The 23,627-nt window shown below is 35.0% G+C and carries 22 protein-coding genes; 11 read left to right on the top strand and 11 right to left on the bottom strand.

The features are described from left to right. The first annotated feature begins 166 nt into the window (after window positions 1-166). The gene (gene rfaD, locus VB248_RS02660; RefSeq protein ID WP_323295185.1) at window positions 167-1,132 is read left to right on the top strand and encodes an ADP-glyceromanno-heptose 6-epimerase; all 966 of its coding nucleotides are present in this window, start codon (window positions 167-169) and stop codon (window positions 1,130-1,132) included. Window positions 1,133-1,247: 115 nt separating this feature from the next. Here the strand turns inward: rfaD and VB248_RS02655 are convergent, their stop codons facing one another. Beyond that, window positions 1,248-2,258 carry a glycosyltransferase gene (locus tag VB248_RS02655; RefSeq protein ID WP_323295184.1) on the bottom strand — a complete coding sequence of 337 codons (1,011 nt, stop codon included), beginning with the start codon at window positions 2,256-2,258 and terminating at the stop codon, window positions 1,248-1,250. A 179-nt stretch (window positions 2,259-2,437) separates the two neighbouring features. On the opposite strand from VB248_RS02655, the gene VB248_RS02650 reads away from it, so the two are divergent. Continuing rightward, window positions 2,438-2,653, top strand: coding sequence for a hypothetical protein (locus VB248_RS02650; protein WP_323295183.1), 216 nt, complete (start codon window positions 2,438-2,440; stop codon window positions 2,651-2,653). Next, the gene (locus VB248_RS02645; RefSeq protein WP_323295182.1) at window positions 2,638-2,970 is read left to right on the top strand and encodes a type II toxin-antitoxin system PemK/MazF family toxin; all 333 of its coding nucleotides are present in this window, start codon (window positions 2,638-2,640) and stop codon (window positions 2,968-2,970) included. The genes VB248_RS02650 and VB248_RS02645 overlap by 16 nt, the downstream gene beginning before the upstream one ends. 3 nt (window positions 2,971-2,973) lie before the next feature. Here the strand turns inward: VB248_RS02645 and VB248_RS02640 are convergent, their stop codons facing one another. From VB248_RS02640 to VB248_RS02610, 7 genes are all read right to left on the bottom strand, one after another. After that, the gene (locus VB248_RS02640) at window positions 2,974-3,360 is read right to left on the bottom strand and encodes a hypothetical protein (RefSeq protein WP_323295181.1); all 387 of its coding nucleotides are present in this window, start codon (window positions 3,358-3,360) and stop codon (window positions 2,974-2,976) included. 128 nt (window positions 3,361-3,488) lie between these two features. Continuing rightward, window positions 3,489-4,772 carry a hypothetical protein gene (locus tag VB248_RS02635; RefSeq protein WP_323295180.1) on the bottom strand — a complete coding sequence of 428 codons (1,284 nt, stop codon included), beginning with the start codon at window positions 4,770-4,772 and terminating at the stop codon, window positions 3,489-3,491. Window positions 4,773-4,961: 189 nt separating this feature from the next. Then, entirely contained in the window at window positions 4,962-5,333 is a 372-nt protein-coding gene (locus VB248_RS02630) for a hypothetical protein (RefSeq protein ID WP_323295179.1), read from the bottom strand. A 148-nt stretch (window positions 5,334-5,481) separates the two neighbouring features. After that, entirely contained in the window at window positions 5,482-6,219 is a 738-nt protein-coding gene (locus VB248_RS02625; protein WP_323295178.1) for an HNH endonuclease domain-containing protein, read from the bottom strand. Beyond that, entirely contained in the window at window positions 6,216-7,583 is a 1,368-nt protein-coding gene (locus tag VB248_RS02620) for an AAA family ATPase (protein WP_323295177.1), read from the bottom strand. Before VB248_RS02620 ends, VB248_RS02625 begins: the two co-directional genes overlap by 4 nt. 341 nt (window positions 7,584-7,924) lie before the next feature. Beyond that, on the bottom strand, window positions 7,925-9,208 hold the full coding sequence (gene hemL, locus VB248_RS02615; protein WP_323295176.1) for a glutamate-1-semialdehyde 2,1-aminomutase: 1,284 nt from the start codon (window positions 9,206-9,208) through the stop codon (window positions 7,925-7,927). 179 nt (window positions 9,209-9,387) lie between these two features. Beyond that, entirely contained in the window at window positions 9,388-10,992 is a 1,605-nt protein-coding gene (locus VB248_RS02610) for an ABC transporter substrate-binding protein (protein ID WP_323295175.1), read from the bottom strand. Window positions 10,993-11,073: 81 nt separating this feature from the next. On the opposite strand from VB248_RS02610, the gene VB248_RS02605 reads away from it, so the two are divergent. From VB248_RS02605 to VB248_RS02585, 5 genes are all read left to right on the top strand, one after another. Then, window positions 11,074-11,529 carry a GNAT family N-acetyltransferase gene (locus VB248_RS02605; protein ID WP_323295174.1) on the top strand — a complete coding sequence of 152 codons (456 nt, stop codon included), beginning with the start codon at window positions 11,074-11,076 and terminating at the stop codon, window positions 11,527-11,529. A gap of 1 nt (window position 11,530) precedes the next feature. After that, window positions 11,531-12,664, top strand: coding sequence for an amidohydrolase (locus VB248_RS02600; RefSeq protein ID WP_323295173.1), 1,134 nt, complete (start codon window positions 11,531-11,533; stop codon window positions 12,662-12,664). Between the two features lie 171 nt (window positions 12,665-12,835). After that, window positions 12,836-14,953, top strand: a complete 2,118-nt coding sequence (locus VB248_RS02595; RefSeq protein ID WP_323295172.1) for a Tex family protein — start codon at window positions 12,836-12,838, stop codon at window positions 14,951-14,953. Window positions 14,954-15,077: 124 nt separating this feature from the next. Further along, the gene (locus tag VB248_RS02590) at window positions 15,078-15,593 is read left to right on the top strand and encodes a DinB family protein (protein WP_323295171.1); all 516 of its coding nucleotides are present in this window, start codon (window positions 15,078-15,080) and stop codon (window positions 15,591-15,593) included. A 39-nt stretch (window positions 15,594-15,632) separates the two neighbouring features. Then, window positions 15,633-16,175 (top strand): C40 family peptidase, encoded by a 543-nt coding sequence (locus tag VB248_RS02585; RefSeq protein ID WP_323295170.1) that lies wholly within the window; start codon window positions 15,633-15,635, stop codon window positions 16,173-16,175. Here the strand turns inward: VB248_RS02585 and VB248_RS02580 are convergent. After that, the gene (locus VB248_RS02580) at window positions 16,172-17,101 is read right to left on the bottom strand and encodes an AEC family transporter (protein ID WP_323295169.1); all 930 of its coding nucleotides are present in this window, start codon (window positions 17,099-17,101) and stop codon (window positions 16,172-16,174) included. The genes VB248_RS02585 and VB248_RS02580 overlap by 4 nt on opposite strands. A gap of 34 nt (window positions 17,102-17,135) precedes the next feature. Further along, complete coding sequence (locus VB248_RS02575; RefSeq protein ID WP_323295168.1) at window positions 17,136-18,305, bottom strand: hypothetical protein; 1,170 nt, start codon at window positions 18,303-18,305, stop codon at window positions 17,136-17,138. Window positions 18,306-18,567: 262 nt separating this feature from the next. Here VB248_RS02575 and VB248_RS02570 point away from each other — a divergent pair, with 262 nt between their 5' ends. From VB248_RS02570 to nspC, 3 genes are all read left to right on the top strand, one after another. Then, on the top strand, window positions 18,568-19,782 hold the full coding sequence (locus tag VB248_RS02570) for a saccharopine dehydrogenase family protein (protein WP_323295167.1): 1,215 nt from the start codon (window positions 18,568-18,570) through the stop codon (window positions 19,780-19,782). Further along, window positions 19,772-20,599 (top strand): RpnC/YadD family protein, encoded by an 828-nt coding sequence (locus VB248_RS02565; protein WP_323295166.1) that lies wholly within the window; start codon window positions 19,772-19,774, stop codon window positions 20,597-20,599. The genes VB248_RS02570 and VB248_RS02565 overlap by 11 nt, the downstream gene beginning before the upstream one ends. Before the next feature lie 119 nt (window positions 20,600-20,718). Beyond that, window positions 20,719-21,855 (top strand): carboxynorspermidine decarboxylase, encoded by a 1,137-nt coding sequence (nspC, locus tag VB248_RS02560; RefSeq protein ID WP_323295165.1) that lies wholly within the window; start codon window positions 20,719-20,721, stop codon window positions 21,853-21,855. A gap of 57 nt (window positions 21,856-21,912) precedes the next feature. On the opposite strand, the gene VB248_RS02555 is transcribed toward nspC, so the two are convergent. Beyond that, on the bottom strand, window positions 21,913-23,592 hold the full coding sequence (locus VB248_RS02555) for a RagB/SusD family nutrient uptake outer membrane protein (protein ID WP_323295164.1): 1,680 nt from the start codon (window positions 23,590-23,592) through the stop codon (window positions 21,913-21,915). Window positions 23,593-23,627: the final 35 nt, after the last annotated feature.

The following is a 23,627-nucleotide window of genomic DNA, read 5'->3' as shown; positions in this document are numbered from 1 at the left end:
AAACATTAAACATATTGATTTTAAAAGTAAAAAACTCAGACAATTCTTGGAAAATTTATATTTTTTCCAAAATCAGTGTATAGTTTTAATGAAAACTTAATTTTAATTTTGATAGTTTTTAAATTCAACCTAACACGTATAAATACAATTTAATAATTGCCCTTCTATGATTATTGTTACAGGTGCCGCAGGATTTATTGGAAGTTGCTTGATTCAACGTTTGAATCAGGACAATTTCAATTACATCATCGCTGTTGATGATTTTTCTGATGAACAGAAAAATAAAAATCTTGATGGCAAAAAAATTCAAGAGCGGGTTGACAGAGAAAATTTCTTTGAGTGGCTTGATGCCAATTATCAAGAAATTGAATTCTGTTTTCACATCGGTGCCAGAACCGACACGGCTGAATTCAACGTTGATATTTTCAATAAGTTGAATCTAAATTATTCTAAAAAAATCTGGAAGAAATGTCACGATTACCAAATTCCATTGGTCTATGCTTCTTCGGCGGCTACTTATGGTTTGGGAGAATTGGGCTATGATGACAACGAGTCGTTGATTTCGCAGTTGAAACCATTGAATCCTTATGGTGAATCAAAAAATGATTTTGACATTTGGGCATTAAAACAAGAAGAACAACCTTTCTTTTGGGCAGGTTTGAAATTCTTTAATGTTTACGGGCCGAATGAATTTCACAAAGGAAGAATGGCTTCAGTGATTTGGCATACTTTCAACCAAATTAAAAATACTGGTGGAATGAAGCTTTTCCGCTCGCATAATCCAGATTTTAAGGATGGCGAACAAATGCGTGATTTCGTTTACGTGAAAGACGTTGTGGAAGTTTGTATTTTCTTGATGCACCACCGCAGAAATTCAGGTATTTATAACTTAGGTTCAGGCAAAGCTCGTACTTTCTTAGACTTGGTAAAAAATACCTTCAAAGCTTTAGCGGTTGAAGAAAACATTTCATTCATTGATACTCCAGAAGATATTAGAGACAAATACCAATACTTTACAGAAGCCAATATGTCGAAATTAAAATCTATTGGCTACGACAAACCTTTTACTTCATTAGAAGATGGTGTAAGTGATTATGTAAAAAATTACTTAGCTGCTGCGAAATATTTTTAGTAGCTATTAGCTTTGAGTTTTGAGCAATGAGTAAACATAAAGTCCAGATTGAGATTCAATCTGGACTTTATGTTTATTAACGAAACTCAACATTCATCACTCACAATTCGCCACTTTAAGACGGATATTCTATCTTTTCTCCAGTCTGCTTAAAACCTTTTTCTTCAAAAAGTTTTTTCCAACCTTCGGTGATAAAACCAATTCCATAGCCAATCAACTGAACAAAAACAGCGACGATACTCAGTAGTCCGACTTGAATACTTTTATTTTTAATACTTGAATCTACAAAATTCAACAAGACGTAAATTCCTAATAAAACGATTGCCAAGTAAAAAAAAGGCGTAAACACCAAATACCAGAGAGGAATTGAAAAGCATCCCAAAGTAAAAATCATTGGAAAAGTATGCACCAATTTTAATTCTTTAGGAAAGTAACGACTGATATTGATACGAGCTTTACCGAAAAATCTAAGCTGACGATAAAACTGTACAAAACTGGTTCTGCGTTTGTGATAGATAAAAGCGTCTGGAATTAAACCAGATTTAAAACCCAAAGAAATAGCTCTGATACTGAACTCAATGTCTTCGCCCATACGAGTAATGATAAATCCTTTGGTTTTTTCATATACTTCTCTGGAAAGTCCCATGTTAAAACTTCGTGGATGGAAAGTACCTCCTAAGTTCTTTTTACTTCCACGAATGCCACCCGTAGTAAACACCGAAGTCATAGAGTAACTAATGGCTTTTTGAATGGGCGAAAAATTAGGATGGTCACGGTCTGGCCCGCCGTAAAGATCTAAGAATTGAGTATTTAATTGATTTTCAACAATTTCAAGATAATTATTTTCAATCAAAGCATCCGAGTCAAGGATAATGAAATAATCTCCAGTAGCTTTTTGAAATCCTGCATTTCTGGCAAAGCCTTGTCCAGTATTTTGTTGGAAATAATAATGAATAGCTAATTTTTCTTTAAACGTATTCACTACATCCTCGCATTTGGTTACAGAACCATCTTCAATAATGACTACTTCAAAACAAGTATATGTTTGTTGTACAAGGCATTGGAGCAATTCCTCCACTTCGTCGGGACGATTATAAACAGGAATAATAATAGAATATTTTCGCATCAAGTAATTTAGAATTTGTTGGCAAATTACGAGCTTTTTTAGAGAATATGAGTATTTAAACTACAGGAATTGCGTTTTAACATAAATCTCAAGCGACTCTATAAAAATAATTGTTTGAATAGAAACTCTATGTTTTGTATATTAGCTAAACCTTAAGATAGCAATATCATAATAAGCCAATGGAAGCAATTTTGAATTTTAACATCCCACTTACATTTCAGCAGATAGCTGAAATTGTTAAACAATTACCAAAGAAAGAACAAGCAGATTTGGTTAAAATCCTTCAAAAAGAAGTAATGGAAAAAGAAACAATTCAGACACACTTTGCCACTGAAAGTATTTTAGCAAAAGAATGGCTCAACCCTGAAGAAGAAAGTGCATGGCAACATTTGTAAAAGGAGAAATTGTTGTTCTCCCCTTCCCTTTTTCTGATTTATCATCTTCTAAAAGAAGACCTGCTTTGGTATTAGCAAACTTGCAGGGAGATGATATTATTCTTTGTCAAATCACAAGTAAGAATACTAAAGATAATTATGCTATTTCTCTCGAAAACAAAGATTTAGTAAGTGGTTCACTTGCATTAAGCTCAAACATTAGACCCAACAGATTGTTCACTGCTGATAAAAGTTTAATACTTTATACTTTAGGAAAAATCTCTATAACTAAATACAGAGAAGTTACTAAAAGTATAAATGATTTAATTGAAATCTAAAACCTACATTTCTCTAACTTCCTTTCCTTTCACAGTCATTTTCCAATCACCAAAACTCCCATAGAGGAAAAATGACCCAAATCTGAATTTTTCTACTAATTCTGTTCCTTCTGACACTGAATCAAAAAACTCTTTGTCAACTGGCAATTCAAATTCAACGGCATTGACAGCATCTTTTATATGCTTTTTGATACTCAATGAAAAATGAGATTGTTTCAAACGGATTTTTAAAATATACTTAGGCGATTTTGCTACACCACCTGCTTTTAGGGCTTCCAATTGGGCAGTCAAAGCAGCATTCTCGGCTTTCAAAGCTTTGATTTCACTACTATTTCCGCAAGCAGTTAATAGAAAAATTGATAGGACAAAAAGTAAAGATTTGGTTTTCATATTCGGCAATTGTTAAAGTTGAATGAATAAATACATAGGTAACACAGTTTTTAATGTCCTACAAATTATTTATTTACAATTTAACAAAAATAGGGAAGAACGGTCGTCCTTCCCTATCAATAGATGGATTAGCGTCTTCCACCACCTCTGCTACCGCCACCACCAAAACTTCTATAAGCTCCTCCGCTGAATCCTCCTCTATTTTGGAAACCACCATAAGAATTAATTGTTCTATAAGTATTGCCACGATTGTAGTTTCCATTTCCAAAGGCATTGTTTTGATTGCGGACAACACCATTGTAACCGTTATCTCTATAACCCATCATCGGACGATTGACAACTGCTGTACGATAATAATTGCCAAAATGATGATATAAATAGGGATAATTTAGATAATAGCCTCCATTGAAAAACCAATTTGAAAAACCCCAATAAGGAAAAACGCTCAAACCAAAACCTCCATAACCATAAGAAAGTCCAAAGCTATTCCAATAAGCACTTGGATACCAAAGTGGAGAACCATACCAGAATGGATAACCAAACCAATAAGAATAAGGATTTGCATAGCCATAATTATAAGCATTACCATAAGCTACTTGTCCGTTTGGTAGGATATAGCCATTACTTCTGGCAAAATCTTTGGCCGCTTGGTTAAGTTCTTGTTTTGCTTGTGGATTACTTTCTAATTCTTTTTTATAAGCCGCCAATTGAGCTTGATTTTGTACCATCAAACTATCATGTAAAGTAGCTAAAGTTGTTTTTACTCCTTCTTGGTCGGCGGTGTATTGCTGTCCCAATTTTGTCGTAAGATCAAGATTATCAGTTAGCAAAACCATGATGTCGGGATACTTCGCAAGTTTATTAAAAGCTTCTTGTGTTGGAGTATCCAAAGGCTGAATGGCTTTTGCAAAAACATCTTGAGCTTGTTGGTTCAAAGCATCTGCTTGTTGTAAATCGTCTTTATGAAAACGATACAAACGCCAAGCTGCTTTTTCTAAATTTTCATCGCCATTGCTGGGTAATAATTGTTGAATCGCTTCACGACTTTTTCCTTCGGGCATAGTTGCCAACGTATGTGTTAGGTCTGGGAAACGAGTTAATTCATAAAACCAGCCTTGTTTTTTCTCGCTAAAATCATTAATCAAAGCTCTAAAAGATGCTTGAGTTTGATTTTTGGTTTGTTGCAAAGTACTCAAAGTTTGTGGATGCTGACTTGCCAATAAAATTGCCTGACGTACATCGGCATCATAAGCCGCTACGGCATTTTGCATTCCTTTGTCAGTTTCCAATTGGTTAGTTTGTGCAAAAGTTGCATTCACCAACAACATCATTGCTACCAATATTGATAGTCCCCAGCCATTTTTCATATTACTATTAATGGCAACTTTTCTGAAAATCATGTTAGTTTTCATTGCTTTTAGTGATTAAAGTTCTAAGAAAAAATAAAATCTAAAATGCTCTTTGTCATGAAATACTTTAGCTAAATCCAAAAGAAGACAAACATAAATCACTGGTTTACAAGCCAATAAAGTGTCTTTCATCTGAAAATACTTTCAGTAAAACAGAGCGTGTACTCAAGAAAACATTGAATGCTATGAAAATCAACGACATAAATATTTCCAATTATGGAAAAGTATGTACAAATGATTTACATACAGAGAGGGGCTATAAGAAGGAGAGTTTAAAGTTTTTGTATCGAGCAAATGCGAAGCATTTGTTTGCAAACCAAGATAAAAGTATTCACCATAATTGAATGATTTGTCAGTATCTTGGCAGGTATCATCTTCTACCAAATTATTTGCTTCGCAAACAACTTGATTGAATAATACTTTAGGAAGAGATGAAAAGTTGGCTTGATGAAAATGTAATACATTATCTGGATGATTGAGCGTAAAGGTCGCTCCTTTCAAGCCAAAGCTCATAATAGAAAAAGTAATGAGCAAAAATGATAATATAAAACTTCTTCTAAACATTTCCTTTGTCGCCAATAATGATTGAGAACAACTTTCATTTCAAGAATATAAACGCTGAATGGTTTAAATTCTTGTATTGTTTAGATTTGTTTTTTGTGGGGAGGTTTAATAGAGGAGTTTGTTTTTTTAACTTTAAATCAATAGCTTTTTATGGTTTTGTATCTAATGCACAGAATTTCAGTTCTTTTTCTAACACTTCCATCTCACTTGTCCATAGATTATTGGCTTGAAAAATTTTTTTAATCTCCAAAAAATGCGGGTCGTTTAGTATGGTAGTTGCCACTGTTGCACTGTAAGCTTCTTTTCTTGTACCTTGTTTCAATAAGTTTTCAAAAGAATTTGTAATTTCTAAAATTCTGGACACGTCTGAATTCTTTATAAAATAATCAACTTGGTTGTATTGCTTGTTCAACTCAACTTGGACTGCACGACGAATTTCTGAACGTGGTTTTAATAATTGTTCTGAATCATTTAATCCTAATATAATTTCAGAGTTCCTTCCTTTTTGGGTTTTACCAAAAATCATAGCATCTATCATATAAAGATGTTCTTTAGGCTCATCTCGAACAGGATGAATAATTGGATAAGCTTTATCACCTTTTTTTGTATTACAAAACTTACTCACAGGTAATAAATTATCCCATTCTACTACTTTATCTGGATGTACTGATTTTGGCAAAAAATGTTCTACCTCCATATACTTCCCTTCTTCTTTCAGTTTGATTTCAGAGTAAGCACATTTACTATTACTCAATTCGAGTAATCTATTTTTAATAAAGTCTTTATTCCAAACGGGACTTTTGTCTTGTTTGAATTTTGTTGTTAGTTCTGCAACTAATTGTGGTGTAAGTTGAGACGGTGGCGGAACTGCTTCTAATTTAATCATACTCCAATCGGCATTAAAGAAGACATTTGTATTTGTAAAACTTTGCGTTGATAACTACTTGGTGAAAGAATTTCGTCTAAATGCTTGTAAAGGCTCTGAGCTTTTTCGTAATTATTTTCCAAAATAGCATTCTCAAAATCTTCCATCAATTGCAAGTATAAATCAGAACGAGTACGTTCGCCTAAACTCATTAACTCTGTTAGGATTTCATCAATTGTCCAACCTTGAAATGAACCAAATCTTTGTCTGATATTAATGCCATTTCCCTCAGGATTATCATCTTTTTCAAGCATTATCAAGTTTACATTATCAGCAGACTGGATAATAAGCGGACTATGAGCAGTAACAATAAATTGTACATTGGGGAACAAATCACTTAGGTATTTAATGATTTTACGCTGCCATTCTGGATGCAAATGCAAATCAATTTCATCTACTAACACAACTGACGAACCATGTAATGGATTGGGTAAATCTGGGAAAGTATCAAACATTCGTTTTGCTAAATCAGCTACCCAAGCCAAAGTAGCTTGGTAGCCATAGCCTAAATCTTCCATTCGTACCCAATCGTTCGAGGTCAAAAATTCAGGAAAGGTTTCGTAGCTTGATTTATCGGGAATGGTTTGGATTCTAATATTACTTACATCTGGTAATAATCCGTTGCACAAAACTTCCTTTACTTGATTATACCTTTTTTCAGCTCCATCAATTTTACTAATTGAAGCAAAATGTAATTCTTTTAGCCATTCTTCTACATTCAATAGTAAGGTTTTATTATCAAAAAGACCTTGTGTGCTATCTTCAGTTGGAGATTGAGAATCAACCATCATACGTGAAGTACCATAGCCAAAAAGTTTAAAGTGATTAAGTTCTTTAACAAAATCAGAGTTGACCAATACACCATTATTGATATATGTTAAATTGAGATTTTCGAGCCATCTAACATCCAAACTTTCCCATTGCATTCTGTATGATTCAGGCATAATCTTTGCCACATTCCCATGGATAAATGGAGTTTTTTTTAATGGAATTAATCCATTATTTTCTTTAGATAGAAGCTCACTCCCAATAAATAATAAATTTTCATCAATTGAAACATATTTTTGAAATAGGCTGAAACTTCTTATGTCATTGTTAAACTTTTGCGTTTCCTTTCTATGAAAAAATTCAAATAATGATATTGCTCTTAAAATCGTAGTTTTTCCAACATTATTATTCCCTAAAATCACCGTCCATTGAATAGGATTATTATTCCCATCATTCAAGTTAATTTCATGATTACCTTTAAAACAGCGTACATTTTTTAAATATAGCTTATTCAAATAAACCCCAAATTGGTCTGTATTTTGTCTAAACGTATTCATTTTTTTATTCAAATTTAGGAGTCAATGATTTTAGTTTTTGGCAAGTCGGGTTAGAAACCCGACCTACGGTTTTTATTAATTCAAAAATAATCTTCCTCTGAGGCTATTCAATTTTACACAAAGGCAATTAATTTTTCCTCAATCCAAAAATTGTTTTCCTCTGGAGATTTTACTCTTTCCTCTGAGCTTATTATTTCTTCCTCAATCCATTTTGAAATTACTCAATCCGAAAATAATCTTCCTCAGAAGTTGTTTCATTTTCCTCCGAGGCATTTACAATTTCCTCAATTTGTTCTTTAGCAAATTTTGTTAGTAAATTATTTTCGGATTGGAAAGCCGAGCTACTGGATTTCTTGTAAACTTTCGTAATTGGCTTGTAAAATGGTGGTGATGTGTTCGTCTGTCAAGGCGGTTGAAAGGAACATGGCTTCGTACTGCGATGGTGCTAAGTAAATGCCTCTTTTCAACATGGCTTGGAAGTATTTTCCGAAGGCTACGGTGTCAGAAGTTTTGGCATCTTCAAAATTGTTTACGGGCTTGTCGGTAAAGAATAGCGTAAACATTGAACCAACATGATTTAGGGTATAATTCAATCCTAATTTATTCATGTTTGCCTTCATCCCATCGGTTAATCTTGTACCTACTTCTTCCAAACGAGTGTAAACCGAAGGCGTTTCGTTCAAGTGATTCAACATCGCTAAACCTGCTGCCATTGCAATTGGATTTCCTGATAATGTTCCTGCTTGATACACGGGCCCTGCTGGCGAAACACAATCCATAATTTCTTTTTTACCGCCATACGCTCCTACTGGCATTCCTCCGCCGATGATTTTTCCCATGGTCGTCATGTCAGGAGTAACGCCACAACGTTCTTGGAATCCTCCTTTTGACAAACGGAAGCCTGTCATTACTTCATCAAAAATCAAGACGATGCCTTCTTTATCACAAATACTTCTCAATCCTTCTAAGAAACCTTCTACTGGTTTTACTAAGCCCATGTTGCCTACTACGGGTTCAAGAATGATACAAGCGATATTGTTTTTGTTGGCATCTACCAAGGCTTGAACGGCTGCTAAATCATTGTACGGAGCTGTTAAAGTATCGTTGGCTACGCCTTTGGTTACGCCTGGTGAGTCTGGACTTCCGAATGTCATTACGCCAGAGCCTGCTGCTATCAAGAATGAATCGCCGTGTCCGTGATAGTTTCCTTCAAACTTAATGATTTTGTCTCTGCCTGTATAACCACGAGCTACTCTTACAGCAGACATGGTTGCTTCTGTTCCTGAGTTTACCATGCGGACTTTTTCAACTGATGGAATCATTGAACAAATCAATTCTGCCATTTCTACTTCTCTGCGAGTGGGAGCTCCAAATGAAAAACCGCTTTGAATCGCATCTGCAACGGCTTTTTCTACTAATTCGTGGGCATGACCTAAAATCATTGGCCCCCATGAATTGATTAATTCAATGTATGAATTTCCGTCTTCGTCGTATAAGTATGCACCTTTGGCAGATTTGATAAAAATTGGGTTTCCTCCTACTGCACGAAATGCTCTCACAGGCGAATTCACGCCTCCCGGAATAAAGTTTTTAGCTTTTTGAAAAAGTTGTTCTGATTGTGTCATTGTTTTTTTATTAAAAGGACATTGGGGACTTTAGGATTTTAAGACTGGAGGACTTTAGGACTGGAGGATTCAAAAAAAACATTATTTTATGACGTAGTAGATATATCTTATCTAATTATCCTTAAAATCCACTCTATCTTAAAATCCTAAAGTCTTAAAGTCCTAAAGTCCCAAAATCCTTACTTCGCCAATACAAACTTATAATTTTGAAAAGTTGTTACTGGGCTAATTTGATTGTCTTGTGATTTGATATAATTGAAACCCGACAATGTGTAAGTTCCGTTATTGTATGTTTCCTGATTATCCAAGCCTTTGCGAATATTATAACCATTTTTGCCAAATAATCGTCCCCAAAACAAAGCCATATCGTAGCCATGAAAAGCGTAATATGAGGGAACAACACCATACTTGGCTAAATAATCTTTACGAAAAGCATCTACTTCTGGTTTTTCATTATCTACAAATTCAGGATTAATGCAATAAACTTCTCGTCCAGATAAAGTAGTACTACTCAAACTACTTGGGTTAAAAGCCTCGATACTCGTCACAAGTGGACTCATATTATCTTTTTTATTCAAAGCCGTAATCATCGACAATCCAGCTTTTTTATCAGAAGTAGCCAAGAAAATATGGCTTACTTTTCCGTCTGGTAGTTTAGTAGCAATATCTTCGGACGAAGTTTTAATTTTTTCAAATTTCACTACTTCATAACCTATATTTTCGATTTTCTGTTTGTAAATCGTTGCCATTGCAGAATCTACGGGCGAATCTGTGTAATAAATTGCCACATTTCTTCCCATAAAAGTTTGCTGTCTTACAAAATCTACGGCATTAGATGCTTGTGTGGCAATAGAAGGCTGTGCCAAGTACGACTGATTATTTTCTTTGATAAGACTATTGCTATTGGCAATGGGATTCAAAATCGGAATTTTATTTAATTCACAATAAGTAGAAGCAATTTTATTGGTTTCGGCATAAAGTGGCCCAATTAATAAATCCATTGACTGAAAGGACTGATTATTAATTAATTCCAACATTTGGTCGATGTCGTTTCCGACATCATAGACAAATAAATTGATAGTAATATTTTCTTTCAACAACTGCGTTTTTGCCAATTTCATCCCCTGATACAAATCCAAAGCATATTGGTTTTTACGAGTTTTGTCGATACTAATGTTGGCAAAATCTATCGGCAATAAAAGTCCAAAATTATAATAGCCTTTTGCTACTTTCTTGGTAGCATTTTGAACCGAAACAGAAGATTTTTTGAGTTTTTTATCGCTAAGAATGGCTTCATCTGGAAATTTCTTAAAGAGTTCTTCTAAAGTTTCTGCCGAAGTAATTTGTTCTGTGTAGAAGTACTTCATTTCAGCCAACTCAGCCAGTAAAGTAGGCTTTGTGATTTTCTGAGCTATACTAAATGCTTCGGCATATTTTTTTTCTTCAAAAGCAATGTTTGTCAATAAATAATTCACTTCGTCTTTATCATTCCAAGCTGGGAAAATCGTCAGTAAACTATTCAAATAAGTACGTGCATCGTTTACTTTATGCAGATGAATAGCACTTAGAGCCTCAAAATAATAAGCATAAGGCGTATAAGTCGAAATACTTTGTCTGGCTTTTTCTAAAGCAGCAAAGGCATTTTGGGCTTTAGCATATTCTTGATTTCTAAAAGCCTCAAGGGCTTTTTTATAGGCATTTTCATATTCCGAAGCGGTGCTTTGAGCCTTCGTGGCTTGAAAAGCAAAGAGTAAGATTAAAATCCAGATAAATCTATTTTGCATATTTCAATATTTGAGTTTTACAAAGATAATAAACTTTGTATATTCACGATTGTATCAATTACTCATCAAAACTTATTTCCCATGAACGTTTACTGGTATCTCAAGCATTTTAGAGATTTAACAACCACTGAATTATACCAAATTCTTCAACTTCGCAATGAAGTTTTTATTGTTGAACAGAATTGTCCATTTCAAGATTTAGATGACAAAGACTTTTACTCTTTTCATTTCATGGGCTTTGATACCGACACACAAAAAATCGTTGCTTATACTCGCTTACTTCCTCCCGGTATTTCTTATTCAGAAGCATCCATTGGTAGAGTAGTTACGTCACCAATGGCTCGTGGCACAGGTATTGGGAAAGTACTGATGCAAAAATCAATTGATACTTTAGAAGAAATGTTTGCCAGTGCCAACATCCGAATTGGAGCTCAACTTTATCTAAAAAACTTCTACGAATCCTTTGGCTTTCAGCAAGATAGTGAAGTGTATTTGGAAGATGGCATTGAACATATTTTGATGATTCGTGAAGTATAAAATGGAAAATATAGAAGATTTCAGAAAATACATACACGCCAATCCTGAACTTTCGGGGCAAGAAAAACATACAAGTGCGTACACCATTGAAACTTTGAAAAAACTGGGAATTACAGAAATTCATCAAGGTTTTTCGATGTACTCTTTCGTAGTGGTAATCAATGGAAAAGAAAAAGGTGCTACGGTACTTTTTCGTTGTGAATTAGACGCTTTACCGATTCAAGAAGAAAATTCTTTTCAGCATCGCTCTATTCATCAAGGAATTTCGCATAAGTGCGGACATGACGGGCATTTGAGCATCATGCTACGGTTTGCTCAGAAACTAATAGAAAAACCTATCACAAAAGGTAAAATTCTTTTGTTTTTTCAGTCCGCAGAAGAAACTGGTGCAGGAGCAAAAGACGCTATTGCATCGGGAATTTTCAAGCAATTTCAAATTAATTATGCTTTTGCTTTGCATAATTTACCCAGCTTCCCTTTGCATTCGATTCTTATCAAAGAAAAACTTTTTACGCCCTGTGTCGAAAGTGGTATTTTTGAACTAACAGGTAAAACCAGTCATGCCTCAGAGCCACAAAAAGGCATCAATCCAGCCATTGCCATCGCTACAATCATTCAGTATTTTGATACGCTGACAGTATCCGATAAAGCCCATAAAAACTATTTCCTAAGTACTCCTATCCATATCACAATGGGCGAAAAAGCTTATGGCGTTTCGGCTGGCAAAGCAACGATTGCTTATACTTTCCGTACTTGGGAAAATGATACATTCGAGCAAATCAAAACGCAAATAGAACAAAAAGTAAAACAAATTGCAGAAGCCCATCAACTTACTTTAAGTATCAATTGGGTAGAAACTTTTAAGGCAAATAACAATCATCCTGACGCTTATTTACAAATAAAAAGAGCAGCTCAAAAGCTACAAATGGACATCATTGAGCTTGAAAAACCTTTTGAATTTGGAGAAGATTTTGGACTATTTACACAGCAGTACAAAGGTGCGATGTTTGGATTAGGTTCGGGCATAGATTTATCGCCTTTACACAGTGCCGACTATGATTTCCCTGATGAATTATTAGAAACAGGCAGTGAAATGTTTTATCAAATAGCAGAACAGGTATTGAGTATAGACTAAAAAACATTTTTTGATGACTCTATCCTTTTGAAAAAGCTTATCAAGAAGAGTTTTAAAATTAATGTATTGATATACAAGTCATTAATTGATTCGCCAAGATTGTTTACTCTACCAAAGCTATTTATTTAAGACATTGCGTGTATTTTTGCTCAAAAGAAATAAACATTAGTGATGAATAAACAGCAAATCCAAATCATCTCAAACTCTGTGGGCGTGATGACCCATCAAGTACAAAACACCATTAATCTATTAGAAGAAGGCGGCACAGTGCCATTCATTGCTCGATACAGAAAAGAAGCCACAGGAAGCCTTGATGAAGTACAAATACTTGATATTAAAGACCTTTGGACGAAACTAAAAGAAGCTGATAAACGACGTGAAGGCATCATAAAATCCATTGAAGAACAAGGAAAAATGACACCTGAGTTATTAGAAAAACTCAATAATGCCTATCATTTACAAGAATTAGAAGACCTTTATTTACCTTATAAACAAAAGCGTAAAACTCGTGCTACCATTGCCATTGAAAAAGGATTAGAGCCTTTGGCAAAATTAATTTTCGAGCAAAAAGAAGCGAATATTCTGAAAAAAGCAGAAGCTTATCTCAACGAAAACGTCGCTAATATTGAAGAAGCCATTCAAGGTTCAAGAGATATTATTGCAGAATGGATTAATGAAAACGTAGATGCTCGCAATGCCGTGCGTAGAGTATTTGACCGTGAAGCAATGGTTTATGCGAAAGTAAAAAAAGGCAAAAGCGAAGAAGGCATCAAGTACAAAGACTACTTCGATTTCTGTGAGCCACTCAAGAAAGTACCTTCGCACCGTTTATTAGCCATTCGTCGAGGTGAAGAAGAAGGTTTCCTAAGCGTCAGTATTTCGCCAGAAGAGGACAATGCTTTAGGAGCTTTGGATAGAATTTTCTTGAAAGGTTTGCCCGATGCTAAAAAAATCGTAGAAGAGTCTATCACCGATTGTTATAAAAGATTGATGAAGCCTTCTATCGAAAACGAGTACGCAGGTTTTTCAAAAGAAAAAGCGGATACAGAAGCCATCAAAATTTTTGCTCAAAACCTTCGTCAATTATTGTTGGCATCACCATTAGGTCAGAAAAAAGTATTGGCTATCGACCCAGGCTATCGTACCGGTTGTAAAACTGTTGTGTTGGATGCACAGGGAAATTTAATTCACGATACTGTTATTTATCCTTTCGATAAAGTACAAGAATCTCAAAATACAATTTTAACCCTTTCTGAAAAATATCAAATTGATGCCATTGCCATTGGTAACGGAACGGCAGGAAGAGAGACGGAAGACTTTGTGAAGAAATTAGCCTTCAAAAAAACACCTCAAATCTTTGTCGTTTCCGAACAAGGAGCGTCTATTTACTCCGCCTCTCCTATCGCCCGAGAGGAGTTTCCTGATAAAGACGTAACCGTTCGTGGAGCAGTTTCTATCGGAAGAAGATTGATGGATCCTTTGGCAGAGTTAGTAAAAATCGACCCAAAATCTATTGGTGTAGGTCAGTACCAACACGATGTTGACCAAACTTTATTAAAAGGTACTTTGGACACCGTGGTAGAAAGTTGCGTAAATGCTGTGGGCGTAAATTTAAACACGGCTTCAAAGCATTTATTGAGTTACGTTGCGGGACTTGGGCCGTCTTTGGCTGCCAATATTGTAAAGTATCGTCAGGAAAACGGAGAGTTCAGGTCTCGCCAGCAAATCAAAAAAGTAGCTCGTTTGGGTGAAAAAGCTTTTGAGCAATGTGCAGGTTTCCTCAGAATCCACAATGCAGAAAATCCATTAGATAATTCGGCAGTTCACCCAGAAACATATCCGATTGTTGAAAAAATGGCAAAGGATTTGAAGTGTTCTGTAAAAGATTTGATGAGTTCGGCAGAATTAAGAAAACGTTTGAACTTGAACGCTTATACCAACGAAAAAGTAGGTTTGCTGACACTTCAAGATATTTTGAAAGAATTAGAAAAACCTTCCCGTGACCCTCGTGAACAACTTACTGCCTTTGAGTTTGACCCGAATGTAAAAAAAGTAGAAGATTTACATGAAGGAATGGTTTTGCCGGGTATTGTTACGAATATTACTGCTTTTGGTTGTTTTGTAGATGTGGGTGTAAAACAAGATGGTTTGGTACATATTTCTCAGTTGGCAAATCAATACGTTTCAGACCCCAATCAAGTTGTGAAATTACAGCAACAAGTACAAGTAAGAGTAATGGAAGTTGATATTACCAGAAAAAGAATTGCCTTGAGTATGAAGGCGGTGTAGATCTTTTAGGACTTTAAGACTTAATGACTTTAGGACTTGAGGATTTTGATTCTTTAATCCTAAAGTCCTAATTACAAAAGTCTTAAATTCCTCAAGTCATTAAGTCCTAAAGTCACAAAATAAAATGAACAACCTTGAAGTATGGATGCGGGGGCCAATTGCTGGACTTGCTCCTTTGTTACAACCCGCAGCACATGCCATTTTACAGGCTCGGGAAGAAGTAAATTTAATGATGATAGATTTCCCCGAAGAATTACTTTGGGAAACGCCAGCAGGCTGTGCTTCGGTGGCATTTCATTTACAGCATTTATCAGGAGTGTTAGATAGAATTTTTACTTATGCCAACGATAAAATGCTTGATGAAGATCAATTTGAACTATTAAGATTGGAGTCTGTAAAAAACCAACCCAATGTAAACGTAAAGTCATTGCTTACTCGTTTTAATAATCAAGTCAACAAAGCACTGACGCAATTAAAAAATACTGATGAAAAGTCACTTTTAGCACCCAGAGGAATTGGAAGAAAGAAAATTCCAACTAATGTAATCGGTTTACTTTTCCATGCTGCCGAACATACACAACGCCACACAGGGCAGCTTTACGTTACTGTGAAAGTATTAAAAGCTTCATTGGAAGCATAGTAAAGATTAACAAATCCAAAAACAAAAACCAGCAATTACATGAACAAACATTTGTCTAACAATGCTATCAGACTGCTTTCTTTATGTTTCTTAATGTTTATGTTAGATTCATGTCGCTTGTTTCGCCGTCGTGAAAGTGAACAAGCTGTTGTAGTTCCTCCACGCAAAAGCGAAAAAGTAAATACCAATAGTAAAACTACCAATACGATTATTTCAACAGCAAGAAGCTACACAGGAGTACCCTATTTAGCAGGCGGTGCCGACCGCCGAGGAATGGATTGTTCGGGTTTGCTATACTGCGTTTATAGCCAATTAGGATATAAAATTCCTCGAATTTCTATGAAACAAGCAGAATTTGGTAAAAAAGTAGAAATCGAAGACCTCCGCCCAGGCGATTGGGTATTTTTTGTAACCAACAAAGGAAATGTAGCCAATATCAACCATGCAGGCTTAGTAACCGAACTCAGAAGTAATAAAGAAGTAATGTTTATTCACGCTTCATCCTCAAAGGGTATTCGAGAAGACAATCTTTACAGTCCGTATTGGATTAGTTGTTTTGCCAAGGCGAGCAGACCGTTTTAAGCCAAATTCATTCCTAAAACCAAAGCCCACATCATTGCAAAACTAATCAACATTGAAATATTGACTAACATTCCAGCAATTTTGGTATCATATTCCAATTCGTCAGAGAATGGAAGTAAGGTCATAGCCACAGGAATAATCAAAACAATCAATAGCACATTTCTATAAAGTGGTTCAAAAGGCAAAAAGTAAAAGCATAAAAAACCCACTGAAAGTCCCCAAAAATACCTTATCGCTAATACTTTTGATACTTGTTTGAAAGTCTCGGAGGTTAAGGAAATATTCAAGTAAATTCCCATAATCAGTAACACAATCACTTTGTTTCCTCTGGCTAAAATATCTAAAATTTCAACCATAATATGAGGTAACTCAAAATTGGTAAGATTAATAACAATCCCAAGAAATAAAGCCTGAAATGGCAATAATGTAATGATTTTCAGAAAAGCCTTTTTGATATTTTCTTTTACTGTTGCACCTTCGTTTTTATCAGAAAGAAATACTCCTGTTCCATATACCAAGCCAAATACAGCAAAGGAATTTCCCAAATCGAACATCGCTGCATAAACCATTCCTGCTGGGCCCCAGATACCTTCAATGAGCGGATAAGCAAATAAACCCAAATTATAGCCTCCACTTCCCATAATCAAAAGCGTTCTGAGCTTTGAGGCTTGGTTTTTAAAAACCCAAGACGCCGTAAGCATTGAACAAATAGAAAAGCAGAAAGAAATAACTGGAAGTAACAATAAATTAACTTCAAAATGCACTCGCATCATTGTTACAAATATCAATGCAGGAAAAGTCGTGTGCATCAACAATTTGGAGATTATCTTTCCTTCTTGCTCAGTAATTATCTTTTTATACTTCAAAAAATAACCCAAAGAAATAATCACTAAGGCACTGATAAAAACGGTATTAGTTTGGTTCATACGATTTGCTAAGTAGAGCTTTTGGCTTTCTGAATCAGAAATGAATTAGCCAACTAAAAGCCTCTACTTTATATAAATTCAACAACAAAGTAAAAGTTGGCGTGAAGATATTTACAAAAGCGATGAAATAGATAAAATTACTGATGTTTTCTTTGATTTGTATGCTAATTAAATATACTATGTACACCAATAAATAGCTGTATGCCAAACTTCTTGTCACGTCTTCTACGGCAGTACCTACCAAAAATGACATCAAAAAAACAGCTAAAAACCATAAACCAACGAAGTAATATTGCTTTCTGAACAAATAAAAACAAGTACAGAAAATCAAAAGGAAATTCAGTTTCAGCGATGAATAAATGGCATAAGGAAGTTTCGTTCCGTATTTAAAAGCTAAACCAATAGTTACGCCACTATTTGCCCCGACAGGTGTATTTAAATGATAATTGATATAAAAAATTACTCTTACCAAAACATAAACAAGCATACTAACAAATACCATCCAAAAGGAACGATTTTGCCAAATCATTTTTTGAAAAAACGTTTTGAAATTTTCTTTGGTAGTTTCGATAGAGTATTTAGTCAGTCCAACGAATAATGGAATAATCATAGAAGGAACAAGGCTTCGTTCGTCCACAAAATAGCTTAGCAACAAGAAAAAAACACAGAAAAGATTTCCAGAAAAGTACAAAGCCATCAACAAGGCAAAATAGGCATAAGAATCGTAGAAAAGAGTATCATAATTAAAAGAATTACCAACGTAAGAAAACAACAGAGCCACTGTTGCCCAAAAACTTATCGGCGGACTCTTCGTAATTTGAACAAGTAAACTAACAGAAAAAAATAAAAACAGAGGTAACAGTAAAAGTTGAAGATAGAAAAGTCTGAGGGCATTCAAATGAAAAACATTGGCAATAATGTATGGCGTTATTCTTAAATCTCTTTTTCTGTAATGTTCGCCGGGAGCAAAATTCAAGGTTGGTTTTAAAGGATTTTCAATTTTATTGTTCACAAACTGCTGCATCAATTGGTCGTTGTGCGTCCAATCATTATGAATTCTTTTGCGAACAATTTCAGGAAAATAAATAACTGAAAAGAGCAGAAAAACCAGAAAACTAAGTACAAAAACCCAATGTTTTTTTTGCAAATGGGTCGTTAGATACTGATTAAATTCGATAAAAACGGCATGGATATTAGGGAGCATATTATGAGTAAGGTTTAAGTGATAAAAGCAATTATATTGAAAAACAAATAAGTAAGGCAAACAAAAATAAACCATTTGAGCTAACAATCAGCCTTTTAGTCAATTTTAAAGCAAAAACATTCATTAAAAAAAGGCTTCTTGACAAATTTAATCTTCATATCATCTATAATTTCTGAGGTTTGACTAATTTTGCACTCATATTCAAAATTGATTAACCTTGAAAAAGACAAAATGTTAATCATAAACAGACAACATCAAAAAAATGGGTAAGAAAGTTTTAATTATTGGTGCAGGTGGCGTAGGAAATGTAGTAGTAAAAAAATGTGCCATGAATCCAGAAGTATTTTCTGAGGTAGTTTTAGCCAGCCGTACAAAACGCAAATGTGATGCTATTGCTGAAGAATGTGCTAAAATTGGTTTACCAACCAAAGTAGAAACAGCACAAGTAGATGCAGATAACGTTCCAGAATTGGTTGCTTTGATTAATCAAGTAAAACCTTTCATGGTAATTAACGTAGCTCTTCCTTATCAAGATTTAACCATTATGGATGCTTGTTTAGAAACAGGTGTTCACTATATGGATACTGCCAATTATGAACCTAAAGACGTTGCTAAATTTGAGTACTCTTGGCAATGGGCTTATCAAGAACGTTTCAAAGAAGCTGGTTTGATGGCTTTATTAGGTTGTGGTTTCGACCCAGGCGTTACGCAAGTTTATACCGCTTATGCCAATAAGCACCATTTCGATGAGATGCACTACTTAGACATTATCGACTGTAATGCTGGCGACCACGGAAAAGCTTTTGCTACAAATTTCAACCCTGAAATTAATATTCGTGAGATTACTCAAAATGGACGTTACTGGGAAAATGGAGAATGGGTAGAAATTCCAGCAATGTCAATTCACAAAGCAATTGAATACCCAGGTATCGGGCCGAAAGAATCTTATGTTTTATATCACGAAGAGTTAGAATCTTTAGTGAAAAACTTCCCTACTTTGAAGCGTGCAAGATTCTGGATGACTTTTGGTCAGCAGTATATTACACATTTACAAGTATTAGAAAATGTAGGAATGACTTCTATTCAGCCTATCAAATTCCAAGGTATGGATATAGTACCTCTCGAATTTTTGAAAGCAGTACTTCCAGAACCAGGAACGTTAGGTGAAAACTATACAGGAGAAACTTCAATCGGTTGCCAAATCAAGGGTATCAAAGATGGCGTTGAAAAAACATATTATGTTTGGAACAATTGCAAGCACCAAGATTGTTGGAAAGAAGTACAAGCACAAGGCGTAAGTTATACAACAGGTGTACCTGCTATGATTGGAGCAATGATGATGATTACAGGCGAATGGATGAAGCCAGGCGTTTGGAATTGTGAAGAATTGAACCCAGATCCATTCATGGCAATGTTGAATATTCATGGTTTACCATGGAACGAAGAAATCAACGGAACGCTTCCGCATGAGTATTAATGAATATGATAGAATTTTAAAGGAGAATATTGAACCTATTCTCCTTCCTTTTGCTCAAAAATTGTTAGGTTTAACAGGAGCAAAATATACTTCTATTAAAGATGACCTACATACAACTATTGAAAGAAAACCTGATTTCTTGAAAAAAGTGAGAGAAATAGGTGAAAATAAGAGCTACATTCTACAAATTGAGTTCCAATCGATTGATGAAAAAGAAATGGTTTATAGAATGCTGGAATATAAATCATTGCTTTTAAGAAAATATAAATTAGACGTTCGTCAATTTGTACTGTATATCGGTAAAAATAAACATCGGCGAATGACAAATAAATTGATTAGTCATGGGCTAACCTTTGATTATGAGATTATTGATATTCAAGAATTTGACTATGAGTATTTTCTTAAATCTGAAATTCCAGAAGAAGTGATTTTAGCTATTCTTTGCAACTTTAAAAATACTTCACCTGAAAAAGTCATTCATAAGATTTTGCATAAATTAGACGAACTATTAAATGGGCAGTCTCGTTTTGGAAAATATATGAAGCAGTTAGAGGTTTTAGCAAAACTTCGTGATTTACAAGAAGAAACTATCAAACAAACTACTAATATGCCAATAGTTTATGACTTAGAAACAGACATCCGTTTCATACAAGGTATGAACAAGGGTGAAGAAAAAGGCGAAGCAAGAGGTAAGGAAAAAGCACTTAATGATAATATCAAGCAATTATTATTATCAAATTTGCTAACTGTTGCTCAAATTGCTGAAACGCTAAAAGTGCCAATAGCTAAAGTAGAAAACATTAAAAATAGCTTATAATTACATCAAATGATAAATTCTCGTTGCCCGTGTTGAAAAATGCGGGCAATTTTGATAATTAAGAAGTATAAAATTCACAGCGAACCAATCGCTTTCCCGACAAGCAATTTCAAAAATTTATGATTGATTTCTCTCAGATACCGTCTCCGTGTTATGTACTCGAAGATAGATTATTAAGAAAAAACTTAGAACTCCTACAATACGTTCAGCAACAAGCTGGCATTGACATTATTTGTGCCTTGAAAGGCTTTTCGATGTTTTCTACTTTCCCAATGGTTCGTCAATATTTGGCTGGAGCTACGGCAAGTTCTTTGCATGAAGCACGTTTGGCTTTTGAAGAAATGGGTTCTAAAGCTCACGTGTATTCACCTGCTTATTTAGAAAAAGAATTTGATGAATTAATGTCTTACTCTTCGCACATCTCTTTTAACTCGTTGAATCAATTTGAAAAATTCAAAGAAAAATCAATTGCCAATGGTATTAGTTGTGGTTTAAGAATCAATCCTCAATACTCTGAAGTTGAAACAGATATGTACAATCCTTGTATTGCTGGTTCACGTCTGGGAATTACTCGTAACCAATTAGGTGATACTTTACCCGAAGGTATTGAAGGTTTACATTCACATACTTTGTGTGAAAACGATTCTTACACTTTAGAACGTACTTTGAAAGCGATTGAAGAACGTTTTGGCGACTTATTAAAACAAGCCAAATGGTTGAATTTAGGTGGAGGACATTTAATTACTCGTGCCGACTACGAGCCTGAGCATTTAATCAGTGTATTGAAAGGTTTGAAAAGTAGATTCCCGAATCTTAAAATCATTTTAGAACCAGGTTCGGCAGTAGGCTGGCGAACAGGCTATTTAACTTCCACAGTTTTAGACATTCTTGATTCACAAGGAATCAATGTAGCTATCTTGGATGTAAGCTTTGCGGCACACATGCCTGATACCTTAGAAATGCCTTATAAACCTCGTATTTTAGGGGCTTATCAAGAACCAACCGAAGGTAAACATACTTATCGTTTTGGCGGAATGACTTGTTTAGCAGGTGATTTTTATGGGGATTATTCTTTCGACGAACCTTTGAAGATTGGAGATTCTATCGTTTTTGATGATATGATTCATTACACAATGGTAAAAACAACTACTTTTAATGGCGTAAATTTACCTTCAATTGGCATTTGGCGAGAAGATGATACTTTCGATTTAGTAAAAACATTTGGCTACGAAAGTTTCAAGGATAGATTAAGCTAAAATAAAAAACCTGATGTTTGACATCAGGTTTTTTATTTTAGCTTAATCTATCATCAATTAATAACCCGAATTTTGAGCAAATGTAGCGTTTCCGCCTTCTGTACGGTCAATTTGAGTTTGAGGAATTGGACGAACCAAGTGAATTGCTTTAACATTTGGTGCGGCTTGTGGATTGTATTTTTGAACACGCTCAACAAGATTTCCCCAACGCTTTAAATCCATCCAACGAGTTTGCTCTCCTACTAATTCTCTTGCTCTTTCTTCAACAACAAGGTCGAAAGTCATTTGGCTTGTAGTAACTTCCATGGCTGATTGTTTTCCAGGCCATGCAGCACGACGACGTACCATATTGATAGCATCAGTCGCTGCTTGTTTGTTACCTGCCCCTAATTGAGCTTCAGCCAACATCAAGTACGTATCAGCTAATCTGAAAACGAAGTAATCACGGCTTCCAGATTCATAAGTCATATCTGGGCGTTTGGTATCGAAAAACTTCGTTAATGTTGGAAACAACGCTTCTGAATATTTACTTGGCACTAAAACTTGGTATTTTTTCTTGGCTCTTTCTTCTTTCGTCATCTCATAGCCAGGGATAAAAATAGCAGTATCACCAGCAGCAAAAGTCACAGTTGCTTTTGAGTCATCGAAAGCAGTATTATAAGTTCCTGGTTTATTGCTATACCAAGTATCTTTAAATGTTTTTTTATAGCGTGAATCATTTACTCTATCACCAAAAACAACATCAAGACAGTAAGCTGTAGGGCGTAAGCGTTTGAACGGTCGTCCATTTAACACATCACGTTGCATACCTGCTTGAACGTCGTACTGCATTCCATAAAACAAGTGCAAGTTATTACCACCATTTGCCGCACCAGTATTATTTGTTAAGTTAGTCAAAACATCAGATGTATATTGAACAGCAAAAACAATCTCTGAATTTTTCTGATTATTTTCGTCAAAAACGCTGGCAAAATTATCTAAGAGTTTAAACCCATAGTTATTAATAACGTTCGAGCATAAAGTTGCTGCTTTAGAGAAATCATCACTTGCTTTACTTGAAGAATAAGCCTTAGCTAAATAAACTTTTGCCAATGCCATTTCAGCCGCTGGTTTTGTAGCTCTTCCGTACTGCGAAGAAGAATTTGGTAAATCAGCAATTGCTTCTGTCAAATCTTTGATAATTGCTGCATACATTTCAGCCTCCGTAGCTCGTTTGGTAACTTTGGTAGGTGCTAAAGTTTCAGTTAGACGTAAATCTACACCTCCCCATTGTTGGAATAATATAAAATAGTAATGTCCTCTTAAAAACTTTGCTTCTGCTACTCTCAACTTTTTTACTGCATCCGTTACAGTTGCTGCTGGTGCTCTACCAATAATAGCATTACATGTATTTACTCCACGGTACAACTCATCCCAAATACTTGCTAAATAGTCAACAGTAGGGTTAAGTTGGGTATCATAGAAATGGAATCCTTTATAACCTCCATCAGCACCTGTTGCATAAATATCTGTTCCATACTCGGTAAGGGTTAACCCCGGCTGAGTACCATAATAATTTCTTAAACTCGAATAAGCTGCATTTACGGCATCTTCAAAACCTTTTGGGGTATTGATATACTCATTACTAATTCCAGAAACCACTTTTTCATCTAATAAATCAGAACACGATTGCCCAATAAGCATTAATGAGGCAATCCCTAAAATTCTGGCACGTTTGTATATATATTTGATATTCATCTTATTTTAGAATTAAATGTTTAAAAATTGGGCAA

This window comes from Arcicella rigui (assembly GCF_034929435.1).
GTDB lineage: Bacteria > Bacteroidota > Bacteroidia > Cytophagales > Spirosomataceae > Arcicella > Arcicella rigui.
Note: the sequence above shows the minus strand (reverse complement) of the source record. Positions and strands in the feature narration are given on the sequence as shown.